This is a genomic window from Halomonas sp. ANAO-440, assembly GCF_019915905.1.
GTDB classification, from domain to species: Bacteria; Pseudomonadota; Gammaproteobacteria; order Pseudomonadales; family Halomonadaceae; genus Halomonas; species Halomonas chromatireducens.
In genome coordinates this window covers 21,146-46,791 of record NZ_JAHXBV010000012.1, presented here as the reverse complement: position 1 = coordinate 46,791, position 25,646 = coordinate 21,146, and the positions used below count along the sequence as shown (strand labels likewise).

Sequence of the window (25,646 nt, the reverse complement as noted above, 5' to 3'; positions counted from 1 at the left end):
GCGAAAGGACCAAGCCGTAGCCCCCTGGGGGACACGGCCTGGCATGCGGCAGCGAGAAATCAGTCGCCGCTGGCGTCGATCGCCTCCTGGAAAGCCGCGACGATCTCCGGTCCGACCTTCTCGGCCCACTCGTCGAAGGCCGGCTGGGTCGCCTCGCGGAAGGCGTCGATCTCCTCCTCGGAGAGCTCGGTGATCTCCATTCCCTGCTCGCGCAGGAAGTCGATGCCCTCGGCGGTGCTCTCGCGGGTGATCTCAACCTGGTAGGCCATGGCCTCCTCGGCTGCCTGGCGGATCGCCTCCTGGGTATCGGCGTTGAAGCCGTTCCACTTCGCCTTGGAGATGCCCAGGAAGATCGGGTCGTAGGAGTAGTGCCAAGTCGTCAGGTAGTCCTGCACTTCGTAGACCTGCTGGGGAATGATCACTGCGCCGATCGGGTTCTCCTGAGCATCGACCACGCCCTGCTGCAGGGCTGTCATGGTCTCGGTCCACTGCATCTGCTGCGGGTTCGCGCCCAAGGCGTTCATCACGTCGACGTACATGGGGCCTGCCACGCGCACGTTCAGACCCCTCATGTCCTCGGGGGTGCGGATAGGTCCACCGCTGTTAGTCAGCTCACGGAAGCCGTTCTCGCCCCAGGCCAGCACCATGATGCCCCTCTCCTCGAGAATTGCTTCCAGCAGTTGAACCGGCTCACCCTGGGTGGTGGCGTCGACCTCTTCATAGCTGGAATAAAGATAAGGCAGCGAGAATACCGCCATTTCGGGTACCAGCGGCGTCACGTTGATCGCAGAGGTGACCAGCAGGTCCAGGGAACCGCGCCCCACCATCTCGGCTTGGCGCATCTGGTCACCGCCGGAGAGCTGGGCGTTGGGGAAGACACGTACACTGAACTCGCCATCGGTGTTTTCCGAAACCAGCTCGGCGAAGCGCTCGGCGCCCTGATGCCAGGTGGTGGAGTCACCGGTGTTATGAGACAGGCGCAGCTGCTCGGCTGAGGCGGTACCTGCCGCCATTGCCCCAGCCATGGCAACGGTCAGCGCAAGCTTGCAAAAATTCAGGCTTTTCATTGTGTTGTACTCCTTCTGGCGCGCTCGTTCAGTCGAGCCTAATTCTTGTGATCTATATCTGGCCCTTCTCGATCCACATAGTGGACCGCCATCCATCAATCCAACAAGTTAAACTTGCCAAACCCTTTTGTTAAAGTCAAAGTAAAGCGTAACTACTCATTATAAACACATGAAGCGCTAGTGACCGATGGTCCATATTGTGGAACAAGATAAAATAAATGGCACCGAAAAGACATCAGGCGCCCAGAGCGTCGACCGGGCCCTGGCCCTGCTGAGCCTCCTGGGCCGCCACTCGGGAAAGGGGCTGTCGCTCTCCGAGCTGACGGCGCTGAGCGGGCTCAACAAGCCAACCGTCAGGCGGCTGTTGCTGGCCTTGATCAACGGCGGGATGGTCGATCAGTGCAACCCCACCCATCGCTACCAGTTGGGGCCCGAGGCCTACCTCCTCGGGCTGCGCGCCTCAGAGCACCACAGCCTGGTCAGGACCGCCACCCGCAATGTCGCTCGCCTGGCCAAGGCTACCGAGGACGCCGCCTGCCTCTCTGTCCGGCGTGGGCTCTATTCGCTCTGCCTGCACCGTGAGGATGGCCCCTACCCCATCCGCACCTATGCCCTGGTGCCGGGGGCCTATCACCCGCTAGGTGTGGGAGCCGGCTCGCTGGCCATGCTGGCGGCGCTGCCCGATGACGAGGTCGAGACCACCCTGGATGCGAATCATCAGACGCTGGCCGCAGAGTACCCGTCGCTGATGCCCGAGCGGCTCCGGGAGCTGGTCATGGAGACCCGTCAGCACGGCTACGCCATGAACCCGGGCCTCGTCTTTCCAGACTCCTGGGGCCTCGGCGTTGCCCTGTACTGGCCTGACGGCACCCTGGTCGGAGCGCTGTCGCTGGCGGCTATCGAAAGCCGTATGCAGGAACCGCGACGCAGCCAACTACTACCCCTGCTCAAGCAGGAGGCGAAGGACATCGAGACCCAGATCGCTCGGCAATACGCAAAGCACTCTCACGGCTAGCACTTCATCGGCAGCAGAGGCGCAGCTGGACATATCGAGACATCCGGGACAACGAGGGGCACCGGGGAGAGGTCAAAGAGGAGAGAACGACCTGCCACCGGCCGAGCCCCGAATCGAACACGTGCAGACAACAAGAGTAAGGAGTGACACACGTGACACAGGCACAGATGGTCGGTTGGGCACACTCTCCCTTCGGCAAGCTCACCGAGCCCGATACCGAAACCCTCATGAAAGGCGTGGTGAGTGATGCTCTGGTGCACGCCGGGGTAACCCACCAGGACATCGACGGTATCTTCGTGGGCGTCTACAACAACGGCTTCTCGCGCCAGGACTTCCAGGCCGCCCTGGTGGCCATGAGCGATGAGCGCTTTTCCCATACCCCCGCAACCCGTTACGAGAACGCCTGCGCCACGGGCAGTGCCGCCCTGCATGGGGCGCTGGACTTCATCGAGTCGGGGCGCGGCCGTATGGCCCTGGTGGTCGGCGCAGAGAAGATGAGCGCCACCCCGACCGCTGAGGTGGGCGACATCCTGCTCAGCGCCAGCTACCACCGGCACGAGGCCGACATCCAGGGTGGCTTCGCGGGCCTGTTCGGCAAAATCGCCGAGAGCTACTTCCAGCGCTACGGTGACCGCTCCCGCGAGCTGGCCATGATCGCTGCCAAGAATCACACCAACGGCGTCGCCAACCCCTGGGCGCAGATGCGCAAGGACATCGGGGTCGACTTCTGCGCCACTGTCTCCGAGCGCAACCCCATCGTTGCCGGGCCGCTGCGCCGCACCGACTGTTCGCTGATCTCCGACGGTGCTGCCGCCCTGGTCGTCGCCGACGCCGAGACGGCGGCCCAGATGCGGCGCGCCATCGGCTTCCGGGCGCGCACCCAGGCCAACGACATCATGGCGCTGTCGCGGCGTAACGTGCTCGAGTTTCGCGGCGCTGCCATCGCCTGGCAGAAGGCGCTGGCGGCATCAAGCCTCACCCTCGACGACCTATCCCTGGTGGAAACCCACGACTGTTTCACCATCGCCGAGATGCTCGAGTACGAGGCCATGGGGCTCGCCGCCCCCGGCGAGGGCCATCGAGTGATCCGCGAGGGCCTGACCCACAAGGACGGCAAACTGCCGGTCAACCCTTCAGGCGGGCTCAAGTCCAAGGGCCACCCGATCGGCGCCACCGGGGTGTCCATGCACGTCATGGCCGCCATGCAGCTCATGGCGGAGGCCGGCGACATGCAGATACCCGGTGCCCGGCTCGCCGGTGTCTTCAACATGGGCGGCGCCGCCGTGACCAACTATGTGTCGATCCTGGAGCGCGTCAAATGAGCATGGACCTGGCCAACGGCATGACACCGGTTTCCACCCGGGTGATGAATCTCTCCCACCTGCTCACCGAGACGGCCCGGCGTCACCCCGACCACATCGGCTTCGTGTGGGGCGAGCATAGCTGGCGCTGGGCCGAGATGGAGGCCCGGGCCGAGGCCTTCGCCTACGCCCTGGTAGAGGAATTCGGCGTGCGCAAGGGCGACCGTCTGCTGGTGCAGTCGGCCAACTGCCACCAGATGTTCGAGGCGATGTTCGCCTGTTGGCGGGCCGGGGCCGTCTGGGTGCCCGCCAACTACCGCCAGTCGCCGGAGGACATCGCCTGGCTGGCGGCGTCCTCCGGTGCCAAGGGGCTGCTTTGCGGCGCCGCCTTCGCCGAGCACGCCGCGGCCTGCCAGGCCTATGTTGAATACACCGTGGCCATCGGCGAGAGCGGTTTCGCCCCCGACTACGAGACCCTGGTCGCCCGCCATGCCGAACAGCGCCTGCCAGCGGTGGCAGTGCAGCGCGACGACCCGGCCTGGTTCTTCTTCACCTCCGGCACCACCGGCCGGCCCAAGGCCGCAGTACTGACCCACGGCCAGATGGCCTTCGTGGTCACCAATCACCTCTGCGACCTGATGCCCGACACCGGCCCCGAGGACGCCTCCATCGTCGTCGCGCCGCTCTCCCACGGTGCCGGCATCCACCAACTCGCCCAGGTGGCCCACGGCGTCAAGACGATCCTGCCGGCCGGCGAGAAGTTCGACCCCTCCGAGGTCTGGGCGCTGGTCGAGAAGTGGCAAGTCACCAACGTCTTCACCGTGCCGACCATCGTCAAGATGCTCATCGAGCATGACAGCGTCGACGAGCACGACCACACCTCGCTGCGCTACGTCATCTACGCCGGTGCCCCCATGTACCGGGCCGACCAAGTGAAATCACTGAAAACCCTGGGCCCCGTGCTGGTGCAGTACTTCGGTCTCGGCGAAGTCACCGGCAACATTACCGTGCTGCCGCCGGCCTTTCACCACGTCGACGATGCCCGCATGAAGATCGGCAGTTGCGGCTTCGCACGCACCGGCATGCAAGTGCAGATCCAGGACGCTGAGGGCAACGAGGTCGCCTCGGGTGAGACAGGCGAGATCGCCGTAATCGGCCCCGCCGTGTTCGCCGGCTACCACGACAACCCCGAGGCCAACCACAAGAGCTTCCGTCACGGCTGGTTCCTGACCGGCGACCTGGGCCATATGGACGAGCAGGGCTTCATCTACCTGACCGGCCGAGTCTCGGACATGTACATCTCCGGCGGTTCCAACATCTATCCCCGCGAGATCGAGGAGAAGCTCCTGGCCCATCCGGATATCTCTGAGGTGGCAGTGCTCGGAGTGCCGGATCCCGTCTGGGGCGAGGTGGGCCTCGCCGTCTGCGTGCCCTATCCTGGTGCCGTCCTCGACGCCGACGGCATGGCGGCCTGGCTGGACGGAAAGCTGGCCCGCTACAAACTGCCGCGCCACTATGTGTTCTGGGAGGAGATGCCCAAGTCCGCCTACGGCAAGATCACCAAGAAGTTGATTCGCGAGACACTCATCGAACGCGGGGACCTCGAGGAGGCGACATGAACTCTGATACCCGACATGCCGGGTCGATGCGTCGCATCGTGCATCCGGGACCGTGGGCCGACCAGCGCCATCAAGCAGTGCCCTGCCGAGTAACCCAGCGCCGTCTCGTTCTACGCGGCGGCCAGACGCTGCACGCCGCCGTGGTCATGGTCCTGGAGGAGAGTGGAGCCCGCGCCGCCTATCTCGAACTGGCGGAGGCAATGATGGCATCGCTGCGCTACGTCATTCCGGCAGACGATGAAAGCGGTGAGCACGCCGCCTGGTACAGCGCCACCCACGAACTCGCGCCACCGGCGCTCCTCCATCGCGCCGGTCTGCATGTCGGCTGCCGCGACGGTAAGCCGTTCCTGCACTGCCACGGCCTCTGGGAAGGCGCCGACGGCACCCGGGCCATGGGACACATGCTGCCTACCGAATCGGTGCTGGCAGAGGATACCGAGGCGACCTGCCTGGTGGTGGAGGACGCCCTGCTGGAGGTGATTCACGACGCCGAGACCCGCTTCTCGCTGTTTGCACCACGCTGCGAGGGCCCACCGTCGACGGGTACCAATGCGCTGCTGTTTACCCTTAGGCCCAACCAGGATCTAGGCGAGGCTGTAGAGGCCCTCGCCGACCGCTACGGACTTACCGAGGCGCAGCTATCAGGCCTGGGCAGCCTTGTCGGCACCACCTTCGCCGACGGCAGCGTCTTGAACAGCCACGCCACTGAGGTGTTGATACTCGAAGGTAATCTGAAAGACGGAAAAGCCATCATCGAGCTGGCCTCAGTGGGCATCGACGGTAGGCATCATCAAGGGCGGCTCGCCCCCGGCCACAATGCCGTCTGCGTCACCGCTGAGTTGATACTGCATCAATGTCCAGCCTGAAGCCGTCAGACCAAACGGCGCGGCAAGCACGATACCCCTATAGCGGCATCTTCCAGCGTTCGGGCCACACTTTCGGGAGACTGATAGGGGTCGGGAAGGCTTAGCCTCCCCGCCCCCTATCAGCGTGCTTTTGTGCTCACAACCACCACCAACCTTGGCAGCCTCTACTGAGGCGCCTGCCGGCGCCAGTCGCGACGCGGAGTCGGAACGCCGAACCGGGCGCTCCAACAGCTGATTTTTCTTGCCATCGCAGGCATTACCGACGAGCCACCAGCAAGCCTACCCCGGCACTGCCAAGCAGCGCCGCACAGCCACGATTGAACAGCCGCCGCATGGCGGGGCGGGAAAACCACTGGCGCAGGAAAGCCCCGACATAGGCATAGCCGGCGATGGCCACCCACTCGAGCAGCAGGAATAGCGCACCGAGGACCGTGAACTGCAGCGCAACGGGGCCGGCAGGGTCGACGAACTGCGGTAGGAAGGCGGTGAAGATCAGGATCGCCTTGGGGTTGCCCGCCGCCAGCAGGAACTCCTGGCGAGCCAACCCCAACAGGCTGTGCTGCCGTCCTTCCAACTCCCGCTCCTCACCAGGTTCGGCGAACCACAGCTGATAGGCCAGCCAGAACAGGTAGGCCGCCCCCAGCAGCTTGATGGCAAGGAACAGCTTTTCCGACGCATAAAGCACCGTGGCAAGCCCAGAGGCCGCCAGCGCAATCATCGCTACGAACGCGACCAGGCGGCCGATCCCCGCCAGGCAGGCAACATTGACGCCGTAGCGCTTGGCATTGCTCATGGAGAGCAGGTTGTTGGGGCCCGGCGCCAGGTTGAGCGCGAAGCAGGCCGGTATGAACAGCAATAGCGTCGTCAGGTCCATGATGGCTATCCAATCAACCGGTATTGAGGGTATTGGGTTTCTAAGTTACTCGTAAAATCGTTTCGGAGTAACCCTCTACTCAGAGGACCTGAATTAATCGCTGCCTGTGGCGACAGGCAGCCTTCAAGCTAGTTAGACGCTGATCGTAGCGCCATCCTCGGAGATTTCGACGCGGTCTTCGATACCCTTCCCGACGCCCCCGCGAGTGCTTACTTACCCGCTATCCTTGAGTGTTGCTGGCTTCTTCTATCATACACGGCCGCTAGGTAGCGCCCGCCGGCCTGGCATTGGCTCCAGACCGGCAGTCGCTGTCCGCAAAGCAGTCGGCCCCGCTATTGCGGCGGCTCGATCACCCAGGGCTCCAGCGCCACCTCGTTCCTGCAGCTGTCGTCGACCGGTTCGTTCGGGTCGTCGAGAAAGGCCGTGATCATGGTGGAGCGACACTCATTGACGGGGTTGTGCCCCAGTCCTTGAAACTCGACGTACTGCAGGTTGGGCATGGTCTTGCGAACATGCTCGCTCCAGCGTGTGCCGCAGCAGGGGTCCATCTGGCCATGGATGGCCAGGGCCGGGGTATCCGATACCGGCGGATCGTTGTGCTCAGCGGGCACGGCTCCGTCTTCACCCCACCAGCCGCACACCCACGGGGGCTCGAAGCCCAGAATAGCCGGCTCGGTCTGCACCGCGGCGATCGAGTCTTCGCGCGTGGGCCGATTCGTGCCCATGTCGTTGCACACATGAGCCAGGAAGTAGCCCAGCGCATAGTTGGGGGCTTCCGGTTCGGGGTCGTACGCGTCGATGATGAAGAACTCCTCTAGCCGTGCGTAGTCACCGGCCTGGATATCGGCGAGCAGGCTAGGCAGTTCGGCATAGGACCCAGGCAGCATCAGGTAAAGCGTGTCGAGGAAGGCGGCCCCGTCGAAGTAAAGCGTTTCGCCATCGCCGGTATCGCCCCCGACATCGACCATATAGGGCCTGCTGTCCAGGGTGCGGCGTGCCCTATCAAGCGCCAGCATCCAGTTGGGCAGCATCTCGCGACACGCTTCATCTTCTGCCGCGCACAGCGCCAGGGTATCGGTGAAGGTCTGCTTGGCGGTGTAGAACTCGTCCACTGGCGGCCGATTGCGCAGATGGTTGAACCAGGGCCAGCCGAGGATTGCAGCGCGAATGCTATCCGGGTGGTACTGGATAAAGGAGAGCACGGTCCCGCTGCCCGTCGAGGAGCCGAAGGCTTCGATGACGTCGTACTCCAGCAGTTGGCGTATCTCGTCGACGTCACGCGCCACGGCATACTGATTGTAATGGGCGACATCGATGCCCTCTTCGGTGAGCTTCTGGTAGCACGCCTCGACCTCGCTGGTGATCGCCTCCAGCCGTTCCATCGGCTTCAGCGACGAGGTGATCGCTGGGGTGTGGATGATGTTGTGATACGGCGATACGGCGGCGTAATCAGGGCACTCCAGCGCCGGTTCGCTATGGATGAAGCCTCGGTGATCCATGGTCACCAGCGTGCGGTTACCGATATCCTTGCGTAGCTGTTCCATGTAGTCGCGCAGGCCCAGCGAGGAGTAGCCCGGCCCGCCTGGGAAGAAGAAGACCGGTATCTCGTCCGCCTCGCCGTTTTCCGGCTCGATCACCGCTACTGGCACCTGAATCCGATTGTCGCCAGGTTCGTCCCAGTTCTCGTGGCCATGAAAGGTGTAGCAGTCAGCGCCTAGTTCAGTCAGCGCCTCGGTCACGCACTCCGTGGATTCCAATCGGGGAATCGTGTCCGATTCGCTGGATTGCGCATAAGCGGTTGAATGTGCAATGAACAGCGCAAGCGAGAGAGCACCTGTCACGAACCGGCCACCCCCGTGGCCGTCCTGCCAGGGAGAAATAGTCATGGGATGCCTCCAATACGGTTGTTCTTGCTGTTATCGGGGCTTGCCGATTCAAGCTAGTTAGCCGATATGGGGGCGTCAAACGGCGATATGGGGGTCCGTTCTCCGCCAGTGGTGGAAGAACCCAAGGCGCCTGACGGCGCCAGTCGCGACGCAGAGCGGCGCTCCAACAGCTGTTTTTTCTTGCCATCGCAGACATTTACCATCTTGTTGGAGGAAGCTTCAGCTCACGACTGGAGGCCGAAGGACTCCCGGCGGTGTTGCCGATGTACACGACCACCACTTACGTGGGCAACCTCCGCCAAGGCGCCTGGCGGCGCCAGTCGCGACGCAGAGCGGCGCTCCAACAGCTGTTTTTTCTTGCCATCGCAGACATTTACCATCTTGTTGGAGGAAGCTTTAGCTCACGACTGGAGGCCGGAGGACTCCCGGCGGTGTTGTCGAGGTACAAGACTACCACTTACGTGGGCAGCCTCCGCCAAGGCGCCTGACGGCGCCAGTCGCGACGCGGAGCGGCGCTCCAACAGCTGTTTTTTCACCGACAGTGCCACACCTTGCACCACTTACGTGGGCAGCCTCCGCCAAGGCGCCTGGCGGCGCCAGTCGCGATGGGAACCAGCGCTCCTACAGCGGTATTTTCCGTCAAGGAGACAGCTGGCGAGTGGCGACGCGACGTCGTAGAGTGGCGCCACACTATCCTGGCTAGCAACGGCAAAGGAGCGATAAGGCGTGAACCCCGAAGATCTGGAAACGCTGGTGACACTCAGGATGCCGTTCGGCAGGTACGGGGGCTGGCTGATCGCCGACCTGCCCGGCTCCTACCTTAACTGGTTTGCCCGAGAGGGCTTCCCGCCCGGCGAAATCGGCCGGCTGCTGCACCTGATGCATGAGATCGACCATAACGGCCTCAGCGATCTGCTCGATCCGCTGCGCCGGAAGGCCTGAGCGGGCGGGCTGGACTGAAAGCCGGTTTCAAATGACCTGCTTCCGTAGCTGTTCGAACTCCTCTTTGCTGACTTCGTTGCGATCGGCGTCGAGGATATGTCCACCGATGGCGACGATGGACTGGGTGATGCGAATCAGCGTTTCCGGGTTGCGCGCTACGCTGCGCTTGTTGATGAAGTGGATGAGGATCGAAACTCCCGGTACGATCGGCTGGTCATCACCCTCGTGAATAGGCGGCAATGTGCCGGGGGGCGAGGAGTTGGCGATGGTGAGCTTGTAGCCGGCCTGGGGGTCGCGGAGCACATAGACGCCGAGCTTCTCATCGTAGTGAGCATTCACCTCCCGGAACAACTTGGCCAGCCGACGGTTGGTATCCAGCCCCGGCCAGTCGAGCACCACGAAGAGGCACTGCTTGATATCGGTGCCCGATACCGTCTGGAAGCGATGGGTGGAGGGCTGTGGTGGCTCCGCGGGCTCAGCGACCGCTTTCCGAGCAGGGGCCTCTGGCTCGGCGGGCACGGCTGGCTCGGCCGGTTCCACAGTTGGGGCAGCCGGCGGGGTGGCGCTGCGCCTGGCGCGGCCGGAAAAGTACATCACCATGCAGATCATTGCCAGCAACAGCGCCCCGCCGGCCAATAGCAGAACCACGATAGCCGGTTCCATTCCGTTCCCCTTGTTGTTATGCCTTGTTGTGTCTTGTTTCCAATCGCTGGGACGATACCTGCCTCATACAGCACAATCAATGTGGGGAAGGCGAGCACGGGCTTGCGGAAAGCGCGATGTCCAGCGGGGTCCATTCGGTTCAACGGTCATTCAATAATATGCCGATACACTTTGCCAGGCCATGGGGGGCTATCAACGCAACGGCATACGTCAGTCGCGCCGATCCGGGCAGTATGACGCTGATCGTTGAAGCCTGCCTATGGCAGGCTGGAGATGAAAAAGCCATTCTAGAGTCAAACGTCAGGAAGACGGTGGAAGAGGAGGAACCAGCCTTTCGTAGTGACACTGGCCAGTGAGGGTGCCGGACTGTCAGTAGATGGAAAGGCAAGCGGGCCAGTGTCTGAGGTGCCCTCTACTCAGGAGCGTTGCCCGATGGTCCGACTCGACAAGAAAGCCAAGCGGCTCTATGTGCTGGACACCAATGTCCTGATCCACGACCCCGCTGCCCTGTATCAGTTCGAGGAACACGAGGTGGTCATTCCCATGACCGTGCTCGAGGAGCTCGACAAGCACAAGAACGGCCTGCGCGAGATCGCTCGCACCGCCCGCCAGGTCAGTCGCACCCTCTCCGACCTGACCAACCAGGTCTCATTCGACGAAATCCAGCAAGGCATTCCCATTCCCCGCGCCGGTGGCACCCCGATGGGTCGGCTGCGGTTTCTCTGCTACCCCGAACTGAAGTCCCTAGAGCACCTGGAAGAGAGCCCCGACAACCGCCTGCTGGCGGAGACCTGCCGGCTGCGTGACGAACGTCCCGACGCCTCGGTCATCCTGGTTTCAAAGGATATCAACCTCCGGGTCAAGGCCGCCGCCCTGCGGGTACCGGTCGAGGACTACCTGACCGACCGCGTCTTCAGCGACAGCGATGCCATGCTCGAAGGCGTCCGCATCTATCCCGACTCGGAAGCCGGCGACAACGGCCCCTGGGGCCAGCTCGAGGTGGACGTCACCGTCGAGCGGGTCGACCATCACACCTTCTACCACCTGGAAGGACGCATGCCCGCCGACTGGCACCTGGGCATGCTGGTATCCGACAGCGAGAATGGCGCCAGCTTCGAGGCTATCGTTCGCGAACTGGGCCCCAACCACGCCCGGCTGCAGTTGCTCACCAACTATCGCCACAAGGCGGGTGTCTGGGGGGTCCATGCCCACGACAGCCGCCAGAACTTCGCCCTCAACCTGCTGATGGACGATGACATCGACCTGGTGACCATCGCCGGCAGCGCCGGCACCGGCAAGACCTTCATGACCCTGGCCGCGGCGTTCCAGCAGACCCTGGACGCCAAGCGCTTCGAGCGCATCGTCTTCACCCGGGCACCGATCACGATGAGCGAGGACATCGGCTTCCTGCCCGGCACCGAGGAGGAGAAGATGTCACCCTGGATGGGGGCCTTCCATGACAACATGGACAACCTGCTGCGCGACGAGCATGACGGCAGCACCAGCTGGAGCCAGGATGCCACCCGAACGCTGATCGGCTCCCGGGTGCAGATTCGCGCCCCAGGCTTCATGCGCGGCCGCACCCTCAACGATACCTTCCTGATCATCGACGAGGCGCAGAACTTCACTCCCAAGCAGCTCAAGGCCCTGGTGACCCGCGCCGGGCGCAACACCAAGATTGTCTGCCTGGGCAACGTCGGCCAGATCGACACGCCCTACCTCACTGCCAATACCTGCGGCATGGCGGCGGTGGTCCAGCGTTTCAGCAACTGGGCACATGCCAGTCATGTGACCCTGAGAAGCGTGGAGCGCTCACGCCTGGCACTCGCCGGCGAAGAGCTGCTCTGACACCATGACCCTCTGGCTGGAGCGGGCATACCGCCCTACTCCAGCCAGAACCCCAGCAACAGCAGCACCGCCACCCCGATCATCAGCGGCACGGCCAACTGCCGAAAGCGCCGCTCGTAGCGTGTCAGGCCGTCGATCCAAGCCATCGCCCTTTTTTCCTGCGCCACCAGCCGGGCTCGCAGGCGTGAGCCACGTGTTTCGAGGCCATCGCCGAACGCCTTCAGGCCGGCGCCGAAGCGTCTCGTCAGGGCAGCATAGAGCCACCAGAGATCCCCCGGCATCAGCCGCCAGACGACGCGCCGTCGCCGGGTGATATCCTCAAGCCCGTAGAAACCCAGGCCCGCCAGCGCCAGGCCTGCGCCCGCCGGCCACAGCAGGCCCGGCAGCTCGTCGGGCGGTGGCCACGGGGCGTCGACCACGCCTCCGGCAACGGGTAGCCAGAGCGGCAAACTGGTGGCGGCCACGATCGCGAACAGCCAGGCCAGGGGCATGGCTCCGAGCAAGGGTATGGCATGGAGACCCCGCTCGCGCCACTGCCGCCATAGCGCCCGTGCCATCAGTAGCGTGGTGCCCACGGCAGCCAGACTCAGCCAGGTGACCAGGGCGCCATGACCTCCCTCGTACAGCACGCCCTTGAACGCCCACTTGCTGGCCAGACCGGAAGCCAGCGCGCCTGTCAGCGAGAGCGCCGGCAGCGCCAGCAGCGGCCACAGCAGCCAGGTCGGCAGCCTCGGCGGGTGTTCGCTGATGCCGATGCCCAGGAACAGCGCCCCCTTGGTCATGCCGTGGTGAGCGGCGAACAGCACTACCGCCACCGACAACGCCGGCCATAGCGCCGGGTCGGTCAGGCCGATGCCCACCAGGGCGGTGAGCATGCCCATCTGGCTGACGCTGGAGTAGGCCAGCACCGCCTTGGGATGGCGCTGAGTGATGCCGAACAGGGCCGCGCCCAGTGCCCCCGCCACGCCCAGCACCGTCACCAGGCGCCCCAGGGGCTCGAGCCCGGCAGCCGGGTCACCCAGCGGCAGTACGCTGAGCCAGCCCACCAGGCCCGCCTTGATCATCACCCCGCTGAGTATCGCACTGGCCGGCGTCGGGGCCACCGGATGGGCCAGCGGCAGCCAGACATGCAGCCCCACCACCCCGGCCTTGACGCCGAACCCCAGCCACAGCATGGCCGCCATCCAGGGACCCTGTTCGGCGACCGCGATGCTCTCACGCAGGCCGGTAAGGGTCAGCGTTTCCGCACTGCCCGCCGCCCAGAGCAAACCGCCGAGGATCAGCGCCTCGCCGAACAGGGCCATGATCAGGTAGGCCCGCCCCCCAAGGTGGGCGTCGCGGTTATCGGCGTGGACCACCAGGCCATAGGCGGCGAAAGTCATCACCGCGAAGCCCAGGTAGAAACTGGGAATGTCCTCGGCCAGCAACAGCAGCAGATTGCCGGCAAGGGTCAGCGGCCAGAGCATGGCCAGGCCCGTCAGGCGGCGAAAGGTGTCGCCATCTCCCGCTTCGCCGGCCTGCTGCTCGGCAATCAGATACCCCCGGGCATAGACACCGGCCAGCCCCCATAGCAGGGCACTGAACAGCAGCCAGGGCCGACGCGCCTCATCGAGCTGCCACACGCCGCCAAGCAGCCACCCCTCCAGCAGCAGGGACGCCTCACCCGGCCATAGCGCCAGCACCAGGGCCGGCAGCGGTGCCGAGGCCCACCAGGTATCCAGCAGCTTCGGCCGGGGGCCCGGTCGCCACAGCGCATCCTGCTCCATCACCAGCCGCAGCGGGCTTCGCAGCATCAGCACCAGGGGCCAGAGAACGGCCAGTATCAGCAGCAGCGTCGCGGTCATGGCAGGTACTCCTCCGTGGCCACGAGCGTTGCCAGGTCCAGCGGGCTGAAGGGCAGCCCGGCCAGCAAACCCGCCAACAGACTGAACAGCGCCGTGGCCAGGGACGGCCACAGCAGCCAACCGCTGGTCTCGAAGCGCCCCAGGCAGCGCTCTTCGGGCCACTGCCCCTTGCCGTGTGCTGGCCCGGCACGAAACCATAGCCGGTGCAGGATCGGCAGGAAGTAGGCGGCATTGAGCAGGCTGCTGGCCACCAGCACGCCGATGACCCAGGGCATGCCGGCCTGCACGGCGCCCAGGCCCAGATACCACTTGCTGATGAAGCCGGCCACCGGCGGCAGGCCGATCATCCCCAGCGCGCCGACGGTGAAGGCCAGGCTGGTCAGCGGCATGCGCCGTCCCGCCCCGTCGAGCTCGTCAATCCGGTGAATGCCCAGTTCCTCGGCGTAGTTCCCGGCGCAGTAGAACAGCGTTACCTTCATCAGGCCCTGGTGCATCAGATGGGCCAGCCCGGCAATGGTGCCGAAGGGGCCGAACAGGCTGATGCCAAGCACGATGTAGGAGACCTGGCTGATGGTGGAGTAGGCCAGCCGCGGCTTCAGTTCCTGCTGCGCCAAGGCACGGATCGAGCCGTAGAGAATGGTGAAGACAGACAGCACAGTCAGCACAGTGAGCAGCCCCAGCTCGAAGGTCAGCTGGATGCCGTAGACGTCGTACACCAGGCGCACGATGCCGAAGGCGCCTGCCTTGACCACCGCCACCGCATGCAGCAAGGCGCTGACCGGTGCCGGTGCCACCATGGCCCGCGGCAGCCAGCCGTGCAGCGGCACCAGGGCGGCCTTGACCCCCAGCCCCAGCAGCATTACCAGGAACAGCCCGATAAGCAGCGGATGATACGACGGGGCCAGGTCGCGCAGCATCTCGCGCTCACCGAAGGTGACGTCCCCCACCAGTGCATGCATCCCCACGACCCCAAGCAGCAGCACCAGGCCCCCGGTCAGTGTGTAGCGCAGATAGACGGTACCGGCAGCCAGCCCCGCCGGATGCCCCCGATGCACCACCAGCGGGTAGGTGGAGAGCGTCAGCAGCTCATAGAACAGCAGGAAGGTGAATAGATTACCGGCCAGGGAGATGCCAATGGTGCTGGCCACGCAGAGGCTGAAGAAGGCGAAGAAGCGCTTGCGATTGGGGGAGTCCTCCAGGTAGCCGATGGCGTAGACCGTCGTGGCCAACCACAGCAGCGACGATAGGCCGGCAAACATCATCCCCAACGCATCGACCCTGAGCAGGAACTCGACCCCTGGCACCACGGTGAAGCCGAACGCAAACTCTCGTCCCTGATAGAGCCCCACCACCATCAGCCCCACCAGCAGCAGCTTGAGCAGCGCCGCCGAGAGGTTGAGCGCAGCCCGTGCCCGCCAGGCTCGTTCCGGCAGCAGCAGGATCAGCGGCGCCACCAGCAGAGAGGTAGCAAGGGTGATCAGTGGCAGCCATGCCTGGCTCATGGCCCACCTCCCGCAATCTCCAGCAGCGCCAGGGGCCACGTCGCGGCCAGGCCCAGCAGCAGCGAGGCAAGGGCCAGGATCAGGGCGATCAGGTCCATCCTCAGGGGAACCGCCCGGTAGTCCTCCAGCTCCACATCCTCGACGAAGGAGTAGCGGAACACGCGGAACACATAGGCGGCGCTGAGCAGGGTGCCCACCGCCAGCACCAGGAGCCAGGGCCACTGCCCGGCGGCCAGTGCCGCGTGGAGCAACAGCCACTTGGCGGTGAAGCCGGCGCTGGGCGGCAGGCCCACCAGGCTGATGGCGGCGATCCCGAAGCTCAGCAACGCCAGCGGGAAGCGCCGGCTGGCACCGGCCAGGCCCGACACCCGCGACTCGCCGGTGGCCAGCATCAGGTTGCCGACGGCCAGGAACATGGCGGCCTTGGCCAGGCTGTGGGCCAGCAGCTGCAGCCAGACGCCGTCCCAGGCGATGCTGGCCACCGCCGGGGCCGTGCCGATGAGCAGCGGGAAGCCGATCAGCAGGTAGCCCAGCTGCGACACCGTGGACCAGGCCACCACGTCCTTGAGCTTGTCGGCCCGCCAGGCCAGCAGGCCGCCCCAAACCACGGCCGCCGCCCCCATGCCACCCACCACCCAGGCCGCCACAGCTGCCTGGGGTGCGAATACCAGCCACAGCTGCAGTGCGATGAAGAACGAGGCCTTGATCACCAGGGCGGCATGCAGTGCGCTGACCGGGGTCCAGGCCGAGCCATGCACCGGCGCCAGCCAGGCATGCAGGGGAAAGGCCGCCGCCTTCAACAGCAGCCCGGCGCTCAGCAGCGCCATGGCCACCCACAGCACCGGACCCGCCTCGACCGTCTCGGCCAGCCCCGCCAGGTCCAGGCGCCCCCAGGCCCCCAGCAGCAGCGCCACGCCCAGCAGGAAGGCGAGCGAACCGATCAGGGCGAGCAGCAGATAGCGCATGCCCGCCGCCAGCGCATCCTCCCGCCCTGGCAGCAGCATGAGGCCCACCGCGCTCAGCCCCATCAGCTCCAGGCCGATGTAGAGCGTCAACAGGTCGGCGGCCAGCCAGATCAGCGACAGGCTAGCCGCCAGCAGCCCCATCAGCGGCCAGAGCCAGGCCGGCCCCCTGCCCTGGGCCTGCACCGCAACACGCAGATAGGCCGGGGCATAGGCGGCGCTTGCCAGCACCAGCAGCTGGGTGAGCAGCAGCAACAGCAGCGTCAGGCCATTGGCACGCCAATGCAGCATCAGGCCGCCGAGCTCAAGCACCCAGGCCTGGGTGCCCTGGGACACGACCAGCGGCGTCAGGGTCAAGAGCGGCAGCAGGGCCAGCAGCGACGCCAGAACCGCAGGCCAGCTGCGCTTGGGCCGACAGGCAGCGCCGAGGACACCCAGCAGCAATGGCAGAACGACGACCAGCAGCGCCATCACGCTGCTACCCGTCGTGGGTAGCTGGGTCGTCACCAGGCCCAGGCGTTCGATCATGACGCCTGCCCGCCGCTGGCCGAAGCCGGCTCCCGGCTCGGCACCAGGGCACCCAGGCGACGAACCAGCAGCGCGCCCAGCGCCGTGCCGAGCAAGGCCACGACCAGGCCGGTAAACACCAGCCCCTGGCCCGCAGCGGGCGCCGTCTCGCCCACCAGGGACATCAACAGCAGGAAGATACCGGTACCGGTGATATTGAATGCCAGCAGCCGACGCAGGAGATGGGTATGCAGGGCGAAGGCCCATAGCCCCAGGCCGATCAGCACCAGCCCGCTCCAGCGCGCCAACAGGCTGCCATCGCTGGCCGGCAAGCTGTCCAGGGCGGTCGCGAGCATGCCAAGGATGGCCAGAACGGGTAACAGGTGGACGAGCCCCCGCCGCCAGATCAGCGGGACAGGGTCCCTGGCATGGGCCAGCCGAGCCGTCGGCGTTCTCCCGGCGAGGCCAACGCCAAGGGCGTGGAACAGGAAGCCGCCCGTCAAGGCGGCTCCCAACAGGGTTTCCAGCAGCGCCAACCAGAGGAAACCCAGCTTCCACCAGGCCAGCGCCACGGCGAGGGCAAACAGCACGAACAGCGAACAGGCGCGAACCAGATGGCGATCGAGAAGGACAAAGGCCGCCAGCAATAGAGGCAGCGTTACCAACAGCACATCGTCAAGTGGCGGCATAGGCAGCGCGACGCCTTATTTATCGTTACGGTTGACGACCTTCTCGATCAAGGCTTCGCTTTCGCTGCTTGAGCCCTCCTTGAGCATTTTAGCGGCTTCTTCATAGGAACAGAGATGGTGGTTGCAGGAAGCACAGACCACCTTGTCGTCGGGATTATGAGCTCCCGACACGCGGTAGAGGTGGCTGCCGCAATTGGGGCAGGCCTCGGGCAGGCGTAAGTCCTCGGAAAGATCGGGCATCGTCACAGTCTCCTTGTGATTGATTGCAAAGGCGTCAAAGCCAAGGTTTCAATAAAGAAACCTTGGGGTTTATCCTGCCTGACTCAACCCCAAAGGGCCAATTCCTACCCGGCTATCGCTTACAGACCCAGTTTTTCCGCAACGTAGTCGGCGTCCTTGTCACCCCGGCCGGAGAGGTTGATCAGGATATGTTCACCCTTGGGCAGCGTGGGGGCTACCCGCATCGCCCAGGCCACCGCATGGGCACTCTCCAGCGCCGGGATGATCCCCTCCACGCGCGACAGTGTCAGGAAGGCTTCCAGGCACTCATCGTCACTGGCCGTCTCGTAGTCGACCCGACCCAGCTCCTTCAGGTGGCTGTGCTGCGGACCGACGCCAGGATAGTCGAGGCCGGATGCAATGGAGTGAACCGGCATCGGGTTGCCCGCCTCGTCCTCCAGCACGTAGCAGGCCATACCGTGGATCTCGCCGGGCTTGCCCAGGGTCAGGGTGGCGGAGTGGCGCTGGGTGTCGAGTCCCTCGCCGGCGGGCTCCACGCCCACCAGATGCACCGACTCGTCTTCGAGAAAGGCGGTGAACATGCCGATGGCATTGGAGCCGCCGCCGACGCAGGCGGTGACGTGGTCGGGAAGGCGGCCGTGGCGCGCCAGGAACTGCTCGCGCGCCTCGCGGCCGATTACCGACTGGAAGTCACGGACCATCTTGGGAAACGGGTGCGGCCCCACCACCGAGCCGATGGCATAGATATAGTTCTGGGGATCCTTGAGGTACTCCTCGAAGGCGCTGTCGACGGCATCCTTCAGCGTCGCGGTGCCGCGGGTCACCGGCACCAGCTTGCAGCCCAGGATCTTCATCTTGGTGACGTTGGGGTGCTCCTTCTCGATATCCACCTGCCCCATGTGAATCTCGCAGGGGATCCCCACCAGGGCGCATGCCGTGGCCAGGGCCACGCCATGCTGGCCGGCACCGGTCTCGGCGATCACCTTGGTCTTGCCCATGAACTTGGCCAGCAGGGCCTCGCCCAGGCAGTGATTGATCTTGTGGGCGCCGGTATGGTTGAGGTCTTCGCGCTTGAGGTGGATCTGCGCCCCACCGAGCTTCTCGGAGAGCCGACGGGCATGGAAGATCGGGCTGGGCCGGCCGACATAGTCAGAGAAGAGCTCGGCAAGCTCCTGCTGAAAATCCTCGCGCACGCGGATCTCTTCATAGGCGGCATCGATCTCGTCCATGACCCGCTTCAGTTCGGGCGGAATGAGCTGGCCGCCGAAACGGCCGAAGTAGCCCTGGGAGTCGGGAAGATTGGCAAAGGGGGAAGTGCTCATGGCGTAATCCTGACGGCATCCGAAGTATCCGCTCATCTTGCCCAGCCCGGCCATGGCTGTCGAGGCAGACCTTGGATGAAACGGGCCTCAGGCGGCCAGCAATAGTCCCGCATTGAGCAGGATCAAGCTTCCCAGCAATACCCCGACCTTGAGGCCCATCAACGGAAGCAGCGGCTCAAGCACGCCCCGCTCCACATCGGCCGGCAGACACCAGAGCCCACGGGCCAGCCAGACGGCAGCTGGAACGGCCAGCCACATCAGCCAGGCCCCGGCGGGCAGCGCACCGGTAAGCCAGGCCAGCGGAATGACGGCGAAGGCGGCAAGCACCAAGGCCGCCGAGAGCCGGGCCGCACGAAGGGCCCCTAGTCGGATGGCCAGGTGATCGCGTCCCACGCGCCGGTCGGGCTCGATATCGGGAAGCTGGTTGACCAGCAGCAGCGCGCTGACGAGCAGCGTCGGAACCAGCGAGGCCGTCAGCACCGTAAGCGAAAGCGTTCCGGTGAGCGCCTGGTAGGCACCCGCCACCATCAGGATGCCGAAGCCTGCTCCCGGCGCCATCAGGCAGAGCCAGGGCCGCCGGGTCAGCCAGCCGGTATAGGCGACAACCAGCAGCAGGCCCAGCAGCCCGTAGGCCAGCATCACCGCTCCCACCTCCCACAGGAAGCCGGCACCGATCGCCACTACGCCGGCCAGGCAGGCCCAGGCGGCCACCCGCACGGCACCGGCGGCCGCGGGATTCTCCGGCAGCGAGCCGCTTCCCCCCGAAAACGGCGTCCGGGTGGTGAGACTGTCCAGCCCGCTATGGTAATCATGATGTTCGTTGAACAGATTGACAGCGGCATGGGCCAGGAGCGCCGCGATCATGACCAGCAGGATATCGAGCCCCGCCGGCGAATGGCCGTCGAACCAGGCAGCGGTAACCGCCAGGCCGGCGCACAGGGGAGCCAGCACCAGGAAGTTGGGTCGACTGCTGCGCAGGCAGGCGTGCAGGGACGCACCTGGTGCAACCCGTTTCATGTGATTTCCGCCCTGGGTCTGCGCGCCGACCCTAACGGGCCAGCCGCTGGCTCAGCCACTTGCCGATATCGCCGATCTGCTGGGGGCAGACCGCATGGGCCATGGGATAGCTGCGATAGTTCGCCGGGTGGCCCAGCGACAGCAGCTTCTCGTAGCCCGCCTTGCCCAGCTGCTCGGGTACCACCGGATCGAAGGAGCCGTGGTGTACTTCCGCCGGCAGGTCACGGTTGGCCTCGGCCAGGGGGACGCTGTCGGCGGTGGCGAAATAGGTGGAGAGCGCCAGCAGGCCGCCCAATGGCTCGGGGAACGAGAGCGCCGCGTGATAGGCCACCGCGCCGCCCTGGGAGAACCCGGCCAGAATGATCCGCCGGCTGTCGATGCCGTGGCCGATCTGCTCCCTGATCAATTCCTGGATGCGCTCGGCGGAGGCCACCAGCTGCTTCTCGTCGACGCGGCGATCGAGGCTCATCTCCAGGATGTCGTACCAGGCCGGCATGACCATGCCGCCATTGATGGTTACCGGGAGGCGCGGCGCATGGGGCAGGATGAAGCGAACGTTGGCATCGGCCGGCAGCGGCAACGCCGGGACCAGCGGTTCGAAGTCGTGGCCGTCGGCGCCCAGGCCGTGAAGGATGAAGACGCAGGCATCGGCGGGCTTGCCGCTCTTCGGCTCGATGATCAGTTCATCGTGGCTACTCATGAGCTTGGTTCCAATCTAGGGAATGGGCGAAAAGCGACACCCTATCGTAAAGCCGGGTTCACCGCGAGCAAGCACCGCTCAAAAGCCCCAGAACAGGGGGATCAGCGTCAGCGCCGTGGCCGCCACCAGCAGGTTGAGCAGCCCGCCCACGCGGAGGTAATCGCCGAAACGGTAGCCACCGGGTCCGTAGACCATCAGGTTGGTCTGGTAGCCGATGGGGGTGAGGAAGCTCGCCGAGGCGGCGAACATGACTGCCACCACGTAGGGCATAGGACTCACCCCCAGGCTTTCGGCGCTGGCCATGACCACGGGAAAGACGATGACAGCCGCAGCGTTGTTGGTCACCAGTTCCGTAAGCAGCGCCACCAGCACATAGGTACCGAGCAGTAGCAGCCAGGGGTTGCCACCGGCGAGCTCCAGTGCCATGCCTGCCAGTATGCCGGCGGCACCGGAGCTCTCCAGTGCCGCCCCGAGGCCGAAGGAGGCGGCAATGGTCAGCAGTACCTGGGTGTCCAGGCCCCGCTTGGCCGCTCCCACCGAGCAGCATCCGGTGACCAGCACCAGCAGGGCACCCAGCATGGCGGCGTTCATCATGCTCATCACGCCGAAGGTGGCAAGCCCCACCACTCCAAGCAGGATGCTCCAGGCCAGCCAGGCCTTCTCATGCACCGGGCGCGCTGCGCCATTGAGCTGGCTGATCAACAGGAAGTCCCGGGACTGACGGTGGCGCTCGATGAACGGAGGGCGTGCCTCCAGCAGCAAGACGTCGGAGGGCTGCAGGCGCACCTGCCCCAGGTTGCCGGCGACCCGCTCACCGCCGCGGCATACGGCCAGCACGGCAGCCCCGTATAGCGTACGGAAGTGGCCATCGCGTATGCGTTGTCCCACGAACTGGCACTGGTCGGAAACCACCGCCTCGACCAGCCTGCGCTCCTTGAAATCCTTCTCCAGGCTGGAATCGCCATGGAGCGACGGCACCAGCCCGCGAATCTGCTGCAACTCTACTGCCGCCGCCGAGGTCCCGGCGAAGACCAGCCGGTCGCCGGCCTTGAGCCGCTCCCCCGGCCCCACCACGCTGACGATATTGCCACCACGCTCGATCTCCACCAGGAACAGCTCCTGCAGGTGCCGCAGGCCAGCCTCCTCCACCGTCTTTTCGACCAGAGGGCCGCCAGGCTCCACCTCCATCTCGATGGTGTATTCCCGGGGGTTCTCGAAGGCCTGGGTCGCGTCACGGCGCTGGGGCAGCAGGCGGTGCCCAATGAAGAGCAGATAGATCAGGCCAACTGCGGCAACAGGGATGCCAACCAGGGCGATATCGAATAGCCCCATGGCCAAGTCCGGGTAGCGCTCTACCAGCAGGCCGTGTACCACCAGGTTGGTACTGGTGCCGAACAGGGTAATGGTACCGCCCAGGATCGAGGCAAAGCTGAGCGGCATCAGCAGTCGGTGCGCGGGTATCCTCAGGCGCCGACTCCAGCTGAGCACGGCGGGGATATAGGTGGCCACCACCGGCGTGTTGTTGAGAAAGCCGCTGAGCGCCGCGACAGGTATCAGGAGCCTCACGCGCGCACCGCCCGGGGTTCGCGGGCGCCCCAGCACGAAGCGAATGATCAGATCGATGCCGCCGGTGTCGCGAATGCTCGCCACCAGCACATAGAGAAAGGCCACGGTGAACAGGCCGCTGTTGGAAAAGCCGGCCAGCGCCTCACCGCTATCGATGACCCCCAGCGTCAGCAGCAGAACCAGGGCGCCAAGCAGCACCATGTCAGGCCCGATCCGCGTCAAGGCCATCAGCGGGAAGACCGCGATGACAACACTGAGTGCGATCCAGGCGTCGAAGGGCATGGGGTAGTTCCGTCGGAAATTAAGGCCCCATTGTGCCAAACGACACTTATTCCATAAAGATATTTGTGGAGATTTATCTATTCGTTAATCGAATATAATGATTTGGTATACCCTATCAAAAAGCAGGGTCCGCTTTCGCGGACCCTGCTCAGCACTGCCTGAGGCAGCGCACATCAGATCAAACCGGGTCGGTGAAGACTCAGTCGACGACCTTGATGTTGGAAGCCTGGAGGCCTTTCTTGCCCTGGGTGACGTCGAAGGAAACCTTCTGGCCGTCTTGCAGGGTCTTGAAGCCGTCAGCCTGGATCTCGGAGAAGTGGGCGAACAGGTCGTCGCCGTTGTCGTCCGGAGAGATGAAGCCGAAGCCCTTGGTGTCATTGAACCACTTGACAGTACCAGTAGCCATTGTCGAATGTCCTCGAATAGCATTGTGATTTACCGGGAAATACCCGAGTTGCAGTGGGTAAGACAAGAAACTGTTCACCGGGAAATCGATGCCATGAGCCTTCGATGACCACTTGCGATGTTCGTCTTGCTACCAACTGAGCCTAGCTTGGCTCCTGCGCCTGCAGACGTCAAATGCTAATTCACAAATGCCGAATGCAGAAAGGGCTCGCCTAAGCGAGCCCTAACCTGTGCTACCTCACGGTAGCGCACATCATGTCAATCGATTAGTCGACGGACTTGATGTTGGAAGCCTGAAGGCCTTTCTTGCCCTGGGTGACGTCGAAGGAAACCTTCTGGCCGTCTTGCAGGGTCTTGAAGCCGTCAACCTGGATCTCGGAGAAGTGGGCGAACAGGTCGTCACCGCCTTCGTCCGGAGAAATGAAGCCAAAACCTTTAGTGTCGTTGAACCACTTAACTGTACCAGTAGCCATTATCGAATTCCTCGAATAGCGTTAGATGTTACCGGGAAATACCCGAGTTATGCTGGGTAAGACAAGAAACTTTCACCGGGAGATCGACGCCATGAGCCTTCGATGACCACTTGCGATGTTCCACTTGCTAACCAACTGGCGCCAAGAATGCGCCTTTGGCAGGCCCACGTCAAACACTATTTCATCGAAAAGCCTCAAAAGCGACCAAACACAACACCTCCTTGACGGACCGCACCGGCCCGTACTGGGCCTGGGCACGGCGCGGTCGTATTACGACCGCTCCGCCAGGATCCAGCCTGCCGCCTTCTCGGCAATCATCAGGGTCGGGGAGTTGGTATTGCCACTGGTGATGGTCGGCATGATGCTGGCATCCACCACCCGCAGCCCCTCGACGCCGCGCACCCGCAGGTGCGAGTCCACCACCGCCGTGGGGTCGTCGTCGCGCCCCATCTTCGCCGTGCCCACCGGATGAAAGATGGTGGTGCCGATATCGCCCGCCAGCCGTGCCAGCTCGTCGTCTGTCTGATACTCGAGCCCCGGCTTGACCTCCTCGGGACGATACTTGGCGAAGGCTGGCTGCTCGGCAATGCGGCGGGTGACCCGCAGCGAGTCCGCCGCCACCTTGCGATCCTCCTCGGTGCTCAGGTAGTTGGGCGCGATGGCCGGCGCCTGGCGCGGGTCACGGCTCTTGATGCGCACGCTGCCGCGACTGGTGGGATTGAGGTTGCACACGCTGGCCGTGATCGCCGGATAGTCGTGCAGCGGCTGGCCGAAGGCTTCCAGGCTCAGCGGCTGGACGTGGTATTCAATATTGGGGTGCTCGTACTCGTCGCTGCTGCGGGTGAAGGCGCAGAGCTGGGAAGGCGCCATGCTCATGGGGCCGGTACGCTTGAGCACATACTCCATGCCGATCTTTGCCTTGCCCATCCAGGAGGCGGCCAGGGTATTGAGCGTCTTGGCCCCCGTGACCTTGTAGACAGAGCGGATCTGCAGGTGGTCCTGCAGGTTCTCCCCCACGCCGGGCAGCTCGTGTACCAGAGGAATGTCGTGCTCGGCCAGCAGAGACGCCGGCCCGACGCCAGAGAGCTGCAAGAGCTGCGGCGAGCCGATGGCGCCGGCGGCCAGGATCACTTCACGGGTCGCCCTAACCTGGCTGATGACGCCGTCGCGCTCGAGCTCGACGCCGGTAGCACGAGGCTTGCCCTCGCTGCCACTCTCAAACAACAGTCGGTGTACCTGGGTGGAGTGCCAGAGGACGAAGTTATCGCGCTTCACGCATGTCGGACGCAGGAAGGCCTTGGCCGCGTTCCAGCGCCAGCCGCTACGCTGATTGACCTCGAAGTAGTCGACCCCCTCGTTGTCGCCGCGGTTGAAGTCGCGGGTACGGGGGATGCCGGCCTGCACCGCCGCCTCGGCGAAGTCGTCCAGCACCTCCCACTTGAGGCGCTGCTTCTCCACCCGCCATTCGCCGCCATGGCCGTGGTAGTCGCGGTGTGCGGCATCCGCATCGCCTCCCTCGTCGAGGCGGTAGTGGTGCTCGTGCTTCATGAAGTCCGGCAGGCAGTTCTCCCAGCGCCAGGCGTCATCGCCCACCAGCTCGGCCCAGCCGTCGTAGTCCCGGGCCTGGCCGCGCATGTAGAGCATGCCGTTGATGCTGGAGCAGCCGCCCAGGGTCTTGCCCCGGGGAAAGATAAGCGAACGGCCGTTGAGCCCCTTGTCGGGCTCGGTGCGAAAACACCAGTCGGTGCGCGGATTGTTGATGCAGTAGAGGTAGCCCACCGGGATGTGCACCCAGTGATAGTTGTCGCGCCCCCCGGCCTCGATCAGCAGCACCCGGTTATTCGGGTCTGCACTCAGGCGGTTGGCCAGCAGGCAGCCGGCGGTGCCGGCGCCTACCACGATATAGTCGAATTCCTGCTCTGCCATGACGTGCTCTCTCTCGACATGCCGCCGGCAATCTAGGCCAACAGCAAAGCGTCTCTTGTAGTACGGCAGTTGATGCCCGTTCGAGGCTGCTCCGAGGGGAAGACCCCGGATCGCCGGACCGTCGATGAGG

The 25,646-nt window shown here is 64.6% G+C and carries 22 protein-coding genes; 6 read left to right on the top strand and 16 right to left on the bottom strand.

The annotated features are described in order from the left end of the window. Positions 1-59 precede the first annotated feature (59 nt). Positions 60-1,067: a DctP family TRAP transporter solute-binding subunit gene (locus KZO25_RS10430; RefSeq protein ID WP_223136909.1), complete on the bottom strand. Its 1,008-nt coding sequence runs from the start codon at positions 1,065-1,067 to the stop codon at positions 60-62. A 199-nt stretch (positions 1,068-1,266) separates the two neighbouring features. Between KZO25_RS10430 and KZO25_RS10425 the strand changes: the two genes are divergently transcribed. The 4 genes from KZO25_RS10425 (at position 1,267) to KZO25_RS10410 (ending at position 5,868) form a co-directional block, all read left to right on the top strand. Beyond that, a complete protein-coding gene (locus KZO25_RS10425) occupies positions 1,267-2,082 on the top strand; it encodes an IclR family transcriptional regulator (protein ID WP_223136908.1) in 816 nt (271 codons plus the stop codon). Between the two features lie 152 nt (positions 2,083-2,234). Further along, positions 2,235-3,404, top strand: coding sequence for an acetyl-CoA acetyltransferase (locus KZO25_RS10420; RefSeq protein ID WP_223136907.1), 1,170 nt, complete (start codon positions 2,235-2,237; stop codon positions 3,402-3,404). Continuing rightward, positions 3,401-5,002 carry an acyl-CoA synthetase gene (locus KZO25_RS10415; protein WP_223136906.1) on the top strand — a complete coding sequence of 534 codons (1,602 nt, stop codon included), beginning with the start codon at positions 3,401-3,403 and terminating at the stop codon, positions 5,000-5,002. Before KZO25_RS10420 ends, KZO25_RS10415 begins: the two co-directional genes overlap by 4 nt. Continuing rightward, a complete protein-coding gene (locus KZO25_RS10410; RefSeq protein WP_223136905.1) occupies positions 4,999-5,868 on the top strand; it encodes a PCC domain-containing protein in 870 nt (289 codons plus the stop codon). The genes KZO25_RS10415 and KZO25_RS10410 overlap by 4 nt, the downstream gene beginning before the upstream one ends. Before the next feature lie 256 nt (positions 5,869-6,124). Here KZO25_RS10410 and KZO25_RS10405 read toward each other — a convergent pair whose 3' ends face one another. Beyond that, entirely contained in the window at positions 6,125-6,742 is a 618-nt protein-coding gene (locus KZO25_RS10405) for a LysE family translocator (RefSeq protein WP_223136904.1), read from the bottom strand. Between the two features lie 332 nt (positions 6,743-7,074). After that, positions 7,075-8,628: an alpha/beta fold hydrolase gene (locus tag KZO25_RS10400; protein WP_223136903.1), complete on the bottom strand. Its 1,554-nt coding sequence runs from the start codon at positions 8,626-8,628 to the stop codon at positions 7,075-7,077. 726 nt (positions 8,629-9,354) lie between these two features. Here KZO25_RS10400 and KZO25_RS10395 point away from each other — a divergent pair. Then, a complete protein-coding gene (locus tag KZO25_RS10395; RefSeq protein ID WP_066448211.1) occupies positions 9,355-9,570 on the top strand; it encodes a DUF3820 family protein in 216 nt (71 codons plus the stop codon). Positions 9,571-9,597: 27 nt separating this feature from the next. Here KZO25_RS10395 and KZO25_RS10390 read toward each other — a convergent pair whose 3' ends face one another. Further along, positions 9,598-10,233 (bottom strand): cell division protein ZipA C-terminal FtsZ-binding domain-containing protein, encoded by a 636-nt coding sequence (locus tag KZO25_RS10390; RefSeq protein WP_223136902.1) that lies wholly within the window; start codon positions 10,231-10,233, stop codon positions 9,598-9,600. Between the two features lie 432 nt (positions 10,234-10,665). Here KZO25_RS10390 and KZO25_RS10385 point away from each other — a divergent pair, with 432 nt between their 5' ends. Continuing rightward, entirely contained in the window at positions 10,666-12,081 is a 1,416-nt protein-coding gene (locus KZO25_RS10385) for a PhoH family protein (RefSeq protein ID WP_066448217.1), read from the top strand. Positions 12,082-12,116: 35 nt separating this feature from the next. Here KZO25_RS10385 and KZO25_RS10380 read toward each other — a convergent pair whose 3' ends face one another. The 12 genes from KZO25_RS10380 to KZO25_RS10325 all read right to left on the bottom strand — a co-directional run bounded on the left by KZO25_RS10380 (position 12,117) and on the right by KZO25_RS10325 (position 25,516). Then, entirely contained in the window at positions 12,117-13,925 is a 1,809-nt protein-coding gene (locus tag KZO25_RS10380) for a complex I subunit 5 family protein (protein ID WP_223136901.1), read from the bottom strand. Beyond that, entirely contained in the window at positions 13,922-15,427 is a 1,506-nt protein-coding gene (locus KZO25_RS10375) for a complex I subunit 5 family protein (RefSeq protein ID WP_066448227.1), read from the bottom strand. Before KZO25_RS10375 ends, KZO25_RS10380 begins: the two co-directional genes overlap by 4 nt. Continuing rightward, entirely contained in the window at positions 15,424-16,917 is a 1,494-nt protein-coding gene (locus KZO25_RS10370; RefSeq protein WP_223136900.1) for a complex I subunit 5 family protein, read from the bottom strand. Before KZO25_RS10370 ends, KZO25_RS10375 begins: the two co-directional genes overlap by 4 nt. Beyond that, positions 16,914-17,585 carry an NADH-quinone oxidoreductase subunit K gene (locus KZO25_RS10365; RefSeq protein ID WP_223136899.1) on the bottom strand — a complete coding sequence of 224 codons (672 nt, stop codon included), beginning with the start codon at positions 17,583-17,585 and terminating at the stop codon, positions 16,914-16,916. Before KZO25_RS10365 ends, KZO25_RS10370 begins: the two co-directional genes overlap by 4 nt. 15 nt (positions 17,586-17,600) lie before the next feature. Next, entirely contained in the window at positions 17,601-17,825 is a 225-nt protein-coding gene (locus KZO25_RS10360; protein WP_066448228.1) for a hypothetical protein, read from the bottom strand. Positions 17,826-17,944: 119 nt separating this feature from the next. Beyond that, positions 17,945-19,147, bottom strand: coding sequence for a tryptophan synthase subunit beta (trpB, locus tag KZO25_RS10355; RefSeq protein WP_223136898.1), 1,203 nt, complete (start codon positions 19,145-19,147; stop codon positions 17,945-17,947). Positions 19,148-19,234: 87 nt separating this feature from the next. Further along, a complete protein-coding gene (locus KZO25_RS10350) occupies positions 19,235-20,164 on the bottom strand; it encodes a prenyltransferase (protein ID WP_223136897.1) in 930 nt (309 codons plus the stop codon). 31 nt (positions 20,165-20,195) lie between these two features. Further along, on the bottom strand, positions 20,196-20,864 hold the full coding sequence (locus tag KZO25_RS10345; protein WP_066448234.1) for an alpha/beta hydrolase: 669 nt from the start codon (positions 20,862-20,864) through the stop codon (positions 20,196-20,198). Between the two features lie 78 nt (positions 20,865-20,942). Beyond that, positions 20,943-22,712 carry an SLC13 family permease gene (locus KZO25_RS10340; protein WP_223136896.1) on the bottom strand — a complete coding sequence of 590 codons (1,770 nt, stop codon included), beginning with the start codon at positions 22,710-22,712 and terminating at the stop codon, positions 20,943-20,945. 199 nt (positions 22,713-22,911) lie between these two features. Continuing rightward, positions 22,912-23,118 carry a cold-shock protein gene (locus tag KZO25_RS10335; protein ID WP_066448238.1) on the bottom strand — a complete coding sequence of 69 codons (207 nt, stop codon included), beginning with the start codon at positions 23,116-23,118 and terminating at the stop codon, positions 22,912-22,914. A 265-nt stretch (positions 23,119-23,383) separates the two neighbouring features. Next, complete coding sequence (locus KZO25_RS10330) at positions 23,384-23,590, bottom strand: cold-shock protein (RefSeq protein WP_043517745.1); 207 nt, start codon at positions 23,588-23,590, stop codon at positions 23,384-23,386. 270 nt (positions 23,591-23,860) lie between these two features. Beyond that, a complete protein-coding gene (locus KZO25_RS10325) occupies positions 23,861-25,516 on the bottom strand; it encodes a GMC family oxidoreductase (RefSeq protein WP_066448241.1) in 1,656 nt (551 codons plus the stop codon). Positions 25,517-25,646 lie beyond the last annotated feature (130 nt).

Coding starts and splice junctions, on each gene's coding strand:
- KZO25_RS10430 (WP_223136909.1), bottom strand. CDS start 1,067: ATGAAAAGCCTGAATTTTTGCAAGCTTGCGCTGACCGTTGCCATGGCT.
- KZO25_RS10415 (WP_223136906.1), top strand. CDS start 3,401: ATGAGCATGGACCTGGCCAACGGCATGACACCGGTTTCCACCCGGGTG.
- KZO25_RS10410 (WP_223136905.1), top strand. CDS start 4,999: ATGAACTCTGATACCCGACATGCCGGGTCGATGCGTCGCATCGTGCAT.
- KZO25_RS10405 (WP_223136904.1), bottom strand. CDS start 6,742: ATGGACCTGACGACGCTATTGCTGTTCATACCGGCCTGCTTCGCGCTC.
- KZO25_RS10400 (WP_223136903.1), bottom strand. CDS start 8,628: ATGACTATTTCTCCCTGGCAGGACGGCCACGGGGGTGGCCGGTTCGTG.
- KZO25_RS10390 (WP_223136902.1), bottom strand. CDS start 10,233: ATGGAACCGGCTATCGTGGTTCTGCTATTGGCCGGCGGGGCGCTGTTG.
- KZO25_RS10385 (WP_066448217.1), top strand. CDS start 10,666: ATGGTCCGACTCGACAAGAAAGCCAAGCGGCTCTATGTGCTGGACACC.
- KZO25_RS10380 (WP_223136901.1), bottom strand. CDS start 13,925: ATGACCGCGACGCTGCTGCTGATACTGGCCGTTCTCTGGCCCCTGGTG.
- KZO25_RS10375 (WP_066448227.1), bottom strand. CDS start 15,427: ATGAGCCAGGCATGGCTGCCACTGATCACCCTTGCTACCTCTCTGCTG.
- KZO25_RS10370 (WP_223136900.1), bottom strand. CDS start 16,917: ATGATCGAACGCCTGGGCCTGGTGACGACCCAGCTACCCACGACGGGT.
- KZO25_RS10365 (WP_223136899.1), bottom strand. CDS start 17,585: ATGCCGCCACTTGACGATGTGCTGTTGGTAACGCTGCCTCTATTGCTG.
- KZO25_RS10360 (WP_066448228.1), bottom strand. CDS start 17,825: ATGCCCGATCTTTCCGAGGACTTACGCCTGCCCGAGGCCTGCCCCAAT.
- trpB (WP_223136898.1), bottom strand. CDS start 19,147: ATGAGCACTTCCCCCTTTGCCAATCTTCCCGACTCCCAGGGCTACTTC.
- KZO25_RS10350 (WP_223136897.1), bottom strand. CDS start 20,164: ATGAAACGGGTTGCACCAGGTGCGTCCCTGCACGCCTGCCTGCGCAGC.
- KZO25_RS10345 (WP_066448234.1), bottom strand. CDS start 20,864: ATGAGTAGCCACGATGAACTGATCATCGAGCCGAAGAGCGGCAAGCCC.
- KZO25_RS10340 (WP_223136896.1), bottom strand. CDS start 22,712: ATGCCCTTCGACGCCTGGATCGCACTCAGTGTTGTCATCGCGGTCTTC.
- KZO25_RS10335 (WP_066448238.1), bottom strand. CDS start 23,118: ATGGCTACTGGTACTGTCAAGTGGTTCAATGACACCAAGGGCTTCGGC.
- KZO25_RS10330 (WP_043517745.1), bottom strand. CDS start 23,590: ATGGCTACTGGTACAGTTAAGTGGTTCAACGACACTAAAGGTTTTGGC.
- KZO25_RS10325 (WP_066448241.1), bottom strand. CDS start 25,516: ATGGCAGAGCAGGAATTCGACTATATCGTGGTAGGCGCCGGCACCGCC.